Source organism: Klebsiella sp. Ech2A (assembly GCF_030078455.1).
Taxonomy (GTDB): Bacteria; Pseudomonadota; Gammaproteobacteria; order Enterobacterales; family Enterobacteriaceae; genus Klebsiella; species Klebsiella terrigena.
Genome location: NZ_JAQGFU010000038.1, coordinates 23,535 through 31,640 on the forward strand (window position 1 = coordinate 23,535; position 8,106 = coordinate 31,640).

Annotated in this window: 6 protein-coding genes and 1 pseudogene; 4 read left to right on the top strand and 3 right to left on the bottom strand. The window is 59.9% G+C overall.

What is annotated here, in order from left to right; translation table 11 throughout:
* Positions 1-8 precede the first annotated feature (8 nt).
* From eptA to pmrB, 3 genes are read left to right on the top strand one after another with little or no spacing between them, the layout of a single operon-like run.
* Positions 9-1,655 carry a phosphoethanolamine transferase EptA gene (gene eptA, locus PFH44_RS10215; RefSeq protein WP_283824942.1) on the top strand — a complete coding sequence of 549 codons (1,647 nt, stop codon included), beginning with the start codon at positions 9-11 and terminating at the stop codon, positions 1,653-1,655.
* On the top strand, positions 1,652-2,326 hold the full coding sequence (gene pmrA / locus PFH44_RS10220) for a two-component system response regulator PmrA (RefSeq protein WP_045854540.1): 675 nt from the start codon (positions 1,652-1,654) through the stop codon (positions 2,324-2,326). Before eptA ends, pmrA begins: the two co-directional genes overlap by 4 nt.
* A gap of 4 nt (positions 2,327-2,330) precedes the next feature.
* Positions 2,331-3,428, top strand: a complete 1,098-nt coding sequence (gene pmrB / locus PFH44_RS10225; RefSeq protein WP_283824943.1) for a two-component system sensor histidine kinase PmrB — start codon at positions 2,331-2,333, stop codon at positions 3,426-3,428.
* Between the two features lie 287 nt (positions 3,429-3,715).
* Here the strand turns inward: pmrB and uvrB are convergent, their stop codons facing one another.
* The gene (gene uvrB, locus PFH44_RS10230) at positions 3,716-5,731 is read right to left on the bottom strand and encodes an excinuclease ABC subunit UvrB (RefSeq protein ID WP_283824944.1); all 2,016 of its coding nucleotides are present in this window, start codon (positions 5,729-5,731) and stop codon (positions 3,716-3,718) included.
* 737 nt (positions 5,732-6,468) lie between these two features.
* On the opposite strand from uvrB, the gene PFH44_RS10235 reads away from it, so the two are divergent.
* Positions 6,469-7,191, top strand: coding sequence for an ABC transporter ATP-binding protein (locus PFH44_RS10235; RefSeq protein ID WP_076944988.1), 723 nt, complete (start codon positions 6,469-6,471; stop codon positions 7,189-7,191).
* On the opposite strand, the gene bioD is transcribed toward PFH44_RS10235, so the two are convergent.
* Both bioD and PFH44_RS10245 read right to left on the bottom strand, forming a co-directional pair.
* Positions 7,133-7,855 (bottom strand): dethiobiotin synthase, encoded by a 723-nt coding sequence (gene bioD / locus PFH44_RS10240; RefSeq protein ID WP_283824945.1) that lies wholly within the window; start codon positions 7,853-7,855, stop codon positions 7,133-7,135. The two genes, PFH44_RS10235 and bioD, sit on opposite strands and share 59 nt — an antisense overlap.
* Positions 7,848-8,106 (bottom strand): annotated as a pseudogene (locus PFH44_RS10245) (malonyl-ACP O-methyltransferase BioC); the annotation flags it as partial. The gene bioD and the pseudogene PFH44_RS10245, both read right to left, overlap by 8 nt.

The following is an 8,106-nucleotide window of genomic DNA, read 5'->3' on the forward strand; positions in this document are numbered from 1 at the left end:
CTTTTGCTATGTCGTTATTTCCACTGCGTCGACCGGTAGTGAGCCGCACGCTTTACCTGATTATCTTTGCCGCCTACGTCGGTCTGTTCCTCAATATTGCCTTCTACCGCCAGGTCTTCACCCTGCTGCCGGTCAATAACCTGCATAGCTGGCTGGTGTTCCTCAGCATGCCGTTGGTCGCCTTCAGCGTGATGAATATCCTCACCACCCTGGCCTCTTTCCTCAGGCTCGACCGCGTCGTTATCAGCCTGTTTATTCTGCTTAGCGCCTCGGCGCAGTATTTTATCTGGAGCTTTGGGATCATTATCGACCGGGCGATGATCGCCAACATTCTGGATACCACGCCGGCGGAGAGCTTCGCCCTGATGTCGGGCAGCATGGTGCTGACGCTCGGGCTGTCCGGCGTGCTGGCGGTACTGGCGGCCTGGTGGATTAAGGTGCGTAAGCCGAAAACCTTCGCCCGCGGCGTCGCCGTGCGGCTGCTCAACGTGGCGCTCTCGGCGCTCCTTATCATGCTGATTGCCGCCCTGTTTTATAAAGATTACGCCTCGGTGTTCCGCAATAATAAAGAGCTGGTGAAGTCGCTGAGCCCGTCAAACAGCATCGTGGCGATCAATTCGTGGTATGCACACAATAAGATGGACAATCTGCCGCTGGTCAAAATTGGCGAAGATGCGCAGCAGAAGCCGCAAATGCGCGACGGGCCGCGAAAAAACCTGACCATTCTGGTGCTCGGCGAAACTTCGCGGGCGCAAGATTTCTCCCTCGGCGGCTACCCCCGCGAAACCAACCCGCGCCTGCAGCAGGATAACGTTATCTATTTTCCCGACACCACCTCCTGCGGCACCGCCACCGCCGTTTCCGTTCCGTGCATGTTCTCCAACATGCCGCGCGAGCGCTATGATGAAGAGCTGGCGCATCACCAGGAGGGCGTGCTGGACATTCTGCAGCGTGCCGGTATTCAGGTATTGTGGAACGACAACGACGGCGGCTGTAAAGGCGCCTGCGATCGCGTTCCGCATCAGAACGTTACCGATCTCAAGCTGACGGGTCAGTGCATCGACGGCGAGTGCTACGATGAGGTCTTATTCCATAATCTGGAAAGCTACATCGACGGTTTGCAACAGGACGGCATTATCGTTCTGCACACTATCGGCAGCCACGGCCCGACGTACTACAATCGCTACCCGGCTGAATTCAAAAAATTCACCCCAACCTGCGATACCAATGAAATTCAGGGCTGCACGCAGCAGCAGTTGACCAACACCTACGACAACACCATTTTGTACGTCGATTACGTGGTGGATAAGGCCATCAAGCTGCTGCAGTCGAAGCAGGATAAATTTACCACCAGCCTGGTCTATCTTTCCGACCACGGCGAGTCGCTGGGGGAAGATGGCGTGTATCTGCACGGGCTGCCGTGGTCCATCGCGCCGGATACGCAAAAGCACGTCCCAATGCTGATGTGGCTGTCGCAGGATTACCAGCAGCGCTACGGCGTTTCCAGCCAGTGCCTGCAGCAGAAGGCAAAAACGGCGCCCTATTCGCAGGATAACTTGTTCTCCACCCTGCTCGGCATGTTCGGGGTCAATACCCGCGAATACCGGCCGACAGACGATATTTTAACGCCATGCATAAGCGAGGCCGGCAGATGAAAATCTTAGTCATTGAAGACGACGCGCTCCTGTTACAGGGATTAATTCTGGCCATGCAGAGCGAAGGATACGCCTGCGACGGCGTCGCCAGCGCGCATGAGGCCGCGCTGTCGCTGGCCAGCAACCACTACAGTCTGGTGGTCCTCGACCTCGGGCTGCCGGATGAGGACGGCCTGCACTTCCTCGCGCGGATGCGGCGGGAGAAATTCAGCCAGCCGGTGCTTATCCTCACCGCCCGCGATACCGTCGAAGACCGCATCGACGGTCTCGATACCGGCGCCGACGACTATCTGGTGAAGCCCTTTGCGCTGGAGGAGCTTAACGCCCGCATCCGCGCGCTGCTCCGCCGCCACAATAACCAGGGCGACAGCGAAATGGTGGTCGGCAACCTGCGCCTCAATATCACCCGCCGTCAGGTGTGGCTGGGCGGGGATTCGCTGGAGCTGACGCCAAAAGAGTACTCCCTGCTGTCGCGCCTGATGATGAAGGCGGGCAGTCCGGTACATCGGGAAATTCTCTACAACGATATCTACAGCTGGGATAACGAGCCGGCGACCAATACCCTGGAGGTGCATATCCACAACCTGCGCGATAAGGTCGGTAAAGCGCGGATCCGCACCGTCAGGGGCTTTGGCTATATGCTGGTGAACAATACCGAATCGGAGTCATAAAGAGATGCCGCTGTTAGCCACCGAAAAATGGACCATGCGCTTTCGCCTGCTGCTGACCATCGGCGCGATTCTGGCGATCTGCCAGATTATCAGCGTGTTCTGGCTGTGGCATGAAAGCAAGGAGCAGATTCAGCTGCTGGTGGCCAGCGCCATCGAGGGGCACAACAACCAGAAGCACGTTGAGCACGAGGTGCGGGAAGCGGTCGCCAGCCTGCTGATCCCAAGCCTGCTGATTATCGGCCTCGCGCTCTATATCAGCCTGCTGGCGGTGAAAAAGATTACCCGCCCGCTCTCCCGCCTGCAGAGCGAGCTGGAGAACCGCACCCCGGATAACCTCCAGCCTATCGAGCTCAGCGAGTCGGTGCCGGAAGTGACCGCCGTCACTACCGCGCTAAATCAGCTGGTATCGCGTCTGAACCTGACGCTCGACCGCGAGCGGCTGTTTACCGCCGACGTGGCCCACGAGCTGCGCACGCCGCTGGCCGGGCTGCGCCTGCACCTCGAGCTGCTGGCCAAAGTGCACGGGGTGGAGGTCGATCCGCTTATTCAGCGCCTCGATCAGATGACCAACAGCATCTCCCAGCTCCTGCAGCTGGCCCGCGTAGGGCAGTCGTTTTCCGCCGGTAGCTACCAGCAGGTGCAGCTGATGGAGGATGTCGTAGAACCGCTCGAGGAGGAGCTGGAAGCGATGCTGGCGCCGCGCCGGCAAAAGCTTGAGATAGCCGGTGCGGACGAGGAGGTGATGGTGTCCGGCGACGCCACGCTGCTGCGCGTGGTGCTGCGCAATCTGGTGGAGAATGCGCACCGCTATAGCCCAACGGACTCTACGATCCGCGTCTCGATTCAGGCGGGGTCAACGCCGATTCTGGCGGTGGAGGATGAAGGGCCGGGAATTGATGAAGCAAAAAGCGGCGAACTGAGTAAAGCCTTCGTCCGCATGGACAGCCGCTACGGCGGCATTGGCCTGGGATTAAGCATCGTCACCCGTATCGCCCAGCTGCACGATACCCAGTTCTTTTTGCATAATCGCCAGCCGGGCCCCGGCGTTCGCGCCTGGGTGCTCTTCCCGAGGCCTTCGCGTCAGAAGGTCAGCACCCACTGATGGAAGAAGGCGACGACGATAATAAAGGCGCAGGTAATGGCCAGATATTGGCGAAAGTGTAGTTTTTGCATGGCGCTATCCTCATTAGAATGAAGATAGTGTCCCTGAACAAGATTAAGCGGATATTAAGAGCCGCCCCCGCCGGGCGATTTTATTTGCCATTGATTTGCCATTGTGACGCCGGGCAGCCCTCGCATCCGCAGGCGCTGCCCGTACGTCGCGAGCGTTCCGCGCGGCCAGAGCCCAGTCCGGCCGCGGCATAGCCGCCCGGCGCGACGGCCGCCGGCCTACGACGCGGCGATAAACAGATCCCGCAGCTTATGCAGCTGGTCGCGGATCTGGGCCGCCTCTTCGAACTCCAGGTTCTGCGCGTGCTGCATCATCTGCCCTTCCAGCTCGTGAATTCGCTGCTGCAGCGCTTTTGGCGTCAGCACCGGCGTATCCGCCTCGACCGGTGAACGCGACTTGCCGCGCCCTTTGGCCTTGGTCTTCGCCAGGCCGCTGCCCAGCGCCAGGATATCGACCACCTTCTTATTCAGGCCCTGCGGGGTGATACCGTGCTCTTCGTTATAGCGCTGCTGCTTCTCGCGACGGCGTTCGGTTTCGCTGATGGCCTTCGCCATCGAGGCGGTGATCCTGTCGCCGTAGAGAATCGCCTTACCGTTGATATTACGCGCCGCGCGGCCGATGGTCTGGATCAGCGAGCGCTCGGAGCGCAGGAAGCCCTCTTTGTCGGCATCAAGGATCGCCACCAGCGAGACCTCCGGCATATCCAGCCCTTCACGCAGCAGGTTGATCCCGACCAGCACGTCAAACTCGCCAAGGCGCAGATCGCGGATGATCTCCATACGCTCGACGGTGTCGATATCCGAATGCAGATAGCGCACGCGCTCGCCGTGCTCTTCGAGGTACTCGGTGAGGTCTTCGGCCATCCGCTTGGTCAGGGTCGTCACCAGCACGCGCTCGTTGATGGCGGAGCGCAGGCGAATCTCCGACAGCAGATCGTCGACCTGGGTCCCCACCGGGCGCACTTCGATAACCGGGTCAAGCAGGCCGGTCGGACGGACCACCTGATCGACCACCTCATCGCCGGATTTATCCAGCTCGTAGGCGCCGGGCGTCGCCGAAACGTAGATGGTCTGCGGCGCCAGCGCCTCAAACTCCTCAAACTTCATCGGGCGGTTGTCCAGCGCCGACGGCAGGCGGAAACCGTACTCCACCAGCGTCTCTTTACGCGCCCGGTCGCCGCGATACATCCCGCCGATTTGCGGAATGGTCACGTGGGATTCATCGATAACCAGCAGGCCATCCGCCGGCAGGTAGTCGAACAGCGTCGGCGGCGGCTCGCCCGGCCCGCGCCCGGAAAGATAGCGCGAGTAGTTTTCAATCCCCGAGCAGTAGCCCAGCTCGTTCATCATTTCGAGGTCGAACTGGGTACGCTGGCTCAGGCGCTGCTCTTCCAGCAGCTTGTTGTTTTCCAGCAGCACTTTACGCCGCTCCGCCAGCTCGACTTTTATCTCTTCCATCGCCTGAACGATTCGCTCGCGCGGGGTAACGTAGTGCGTTTTCGGGTAGATGGTGTAGCGCGGAATGGACGATTCAACCTGCCCGGTAAGCGGGTCAAAGAGCGACAGGCGCTCAACCTCTTCGTCAAACAGCTCAATACGCAGGGCAATATCGTCTGATTCCGCCGGGTAGACGTCAATGACCTCGCCGCGAACGCGGAAGGTCCCGCGCTGGAAAGCCTGATCGTTACGGGTGTACTGCAGTTCCGCGAGGCGGCGCAGAATAGCCCGCTGGTCAATCAGCATGCCGGTGGTCAGGTGTAGCATCATCTTCAGGTACAGGTCAGGATCGCCGAGGCCATAAATAGCCGAGACCGAGGCCACCACGATGACGTCGCGGCGCTCCAGCAGCGCCTTGGTTGCCGACAGGCGCATCTGCTCAATATGTTCGTTGACCGAGGCGTCCTTCTCGATGAAGGTGTCCGAGCTCGGCACGTAGGCTTCAGGCTGGTAGTAGTCGTAGTAGGAGACGAAATACTCGACGGCGTTCTCCGGGAAAAACTCCTTCATTTCGCCATACAGCTGCGCCGCCAGGGTCTTGTTGGGCGCGAGGACCATCGTTGGACGCTGCAGGTCGGCAATAACGTTAGCGATGGTGAAGGTTTTACCCGACCCGGTTACCCCCAGCAGCGTTTGGTGCGCCAGGCCATCTTCCAGCCCCTCTTCAAGGCGACGAATGGCTTCTGGCTGATCGCCAGAGGGACGGAAAGCGGAATGCAGCGTGAACGTTTTACTCATATGTCTGACCCTGAAGGAGGATGAAGCGCCCGGCGCGAAACGGCAGGTGTTTAATTCTACCCGTCGCCGGCGCTTTTGCCAACAAATAATACTGGATATAAAACCAGTATCGTATTATTGTTCGCTCTGTAAACCTTGCCCCGGGCGGCCGCATTTGGGCAAAAAAAGCGCGCCATGCGGAATAATCCACCACTGTGTAAGGTTATCCCCAGAAAATTTTGTCATTTAACATTTGTCAAGCAAGGCGATGAATCTTTTATGGCAGCAGGTGACACTTTCCTTACAGCCATTGATTTTATACAACCAATTGATATTAAATAAAATTTAATAAAAGACGGGTTTCGCGCCAATTCAGCCGCAGGCCGCGTAATCTCTAGCTTACCGCAAGTTCTCTAACTCTAATACACAAGGTTATCCACAGGAATAGTGGATAACTCGCTGCAGGCCATGACCTCTGCCACCCGGCCGAAATTGCCCGCCGGCAAAAATCACGCGGCTAAAAAATATTATTGAATTATTTTTGATATTTATCAGCTAAGGACGCCCGCCTTTTTGCTGCTTTCTGCACCACGTTTCACGTCGTTTAGCACCGGGAAAGTGCAGCCGCTTCGCTGTTCCCCGCCGGCGGTGGCCGCCGCGACCTGCGCTGGCGAAAAAATGCCGTCACTTCTTTTTCCTGGCAAGAGATTTGCAGAATGTTTGTCTCGCTCGCCGTCGTCAAAAAGGAGAAAACGTCTATGTTGAGTCTACGCGCCGTCAATCAGTACTATGGAAGCCAGCACACGCTGTGGAACGTCGATCTTGAGCTCAGGTCAGGAGAGTGTACCTGCGTGATGGGAAGTGAGGGAATGGGGAAAACCACGCTGGTCAACTGCATTACCGGGAACCTCCCGGTCGCCAGCGGCAGCATCACCTGGCAGGAGCGCGGCGCGCCGCCCTGCGACCTGATGCCGCTCTCCGCCCATTCACGCAGCGTCATCGGCATCGGCTACGTGCCGCAGGACCGGCGCATCTTTTCGCAGCTCAGCGTAGAGGAGAATCTGCATATTGCGCTGGCGGCCGGAGGCACGCCCGGCGCCGTGGTGAATAGCGAGATTTACGATCTCTTTCCGCAGCTCTACGCCCTGCGCCAGAGCAAAGGCGCCGCGCTCTCGGAAGACGACAGGTACCAGCTGGCGCTGGCGAGGGCGCTGATCGTCCGACCGCGCCTGCTGATCCTCGACGAGCCGTCGCGCGGCAGCGGGCAGCACTTTATGCATAAGCTGGGGGATCTGCTGGTGCGCCTGAACCGGGATATCGGGTTAACGGTGCTGCTCGCCGAGCAGCACCTGCCGTTCATTCGCCGGGTGGCCGACCGCTTCTGCCTGCTGCACCGCGGGCGCAGCGTGGCGCAGGGCGACGTTATACAGCTGGATGAGCCGCTGCTGGCGCAGTGGATGACGCCCGATCCAGCGCGCTAAGATCGAGGTACTGGCCGAGGTCTTCCCGCCGGGATGCTTCCTCCAGCCACGGGATCTCGCCCAGCATGGGCGCGGGCAGCAGCCGTTTGAGGGTCGCGAGGTATTCGCTATGCCGCTTCCCCGGCGGCTGGACGTCGTTGGCAATCCAGCCCACCAGCGGCAGCCCTGCCTGGCGCACCGCCTGAGCCGTCAGCAGGGCATGATTAATGCAGCCCAGCTTTATTCCCCCCACCAGAATCCCCGGCAGCCGCTCTTCCTGCACCCAGTCGGCAAAGCTCAGGGTTTCGGACAGCGGCGTAAACCAGCCCCCCGCCCCTTCCACCAGCAGCCAGTCGGCCAGCGGTTCCAGCTCGCGCAGCCCGGCGGAAAGCGCGGCGGCGGTAATGGGGCGCCCCTCATCGGCGCTGATAATATGCGGCGAAGTGGGTTCAGCGAAGGTTAACGGGTTAACCTGCTGGTAGCTCAGCGCCACGCGGCTGTTGCGCTGCAGGGCCAGGGCGTCGTCGTTGCGCAGGCCCTGCGCCGTGTACTCGCTGCCGGAGGCCACCGGCTTATAGCCGGCGCTGTTCCGACCCCGCAGGTTCGCCGCCTGCAGCAGGGCGCAGCTGCTCACCGTTTTGCCGACTTCAGTATCGGTTCCGGTGACGAAATAACGCTCAATCACGTTCAATCACTCCTGTAAAAAGATGGTAGGTCAGCGGGCACTGCCCGTGCCGTTTCGGCCACGCCAGCTGAAGCTGCTGCAGCTTTGTGCGGCTCAGCGGCGCCGCGCTGCGCCCCTGGTGTAAATGGGTGGCACCGATACCCTTTAGCGAACGCATGGCGCACAGGGCGTCGGAGAACGGCAGCGTTACGGCATGCACCTGCGCCTCCCCCCGCCAGCCGCCCAGCGCGCTGCGTACCGCCTGCCCGCTG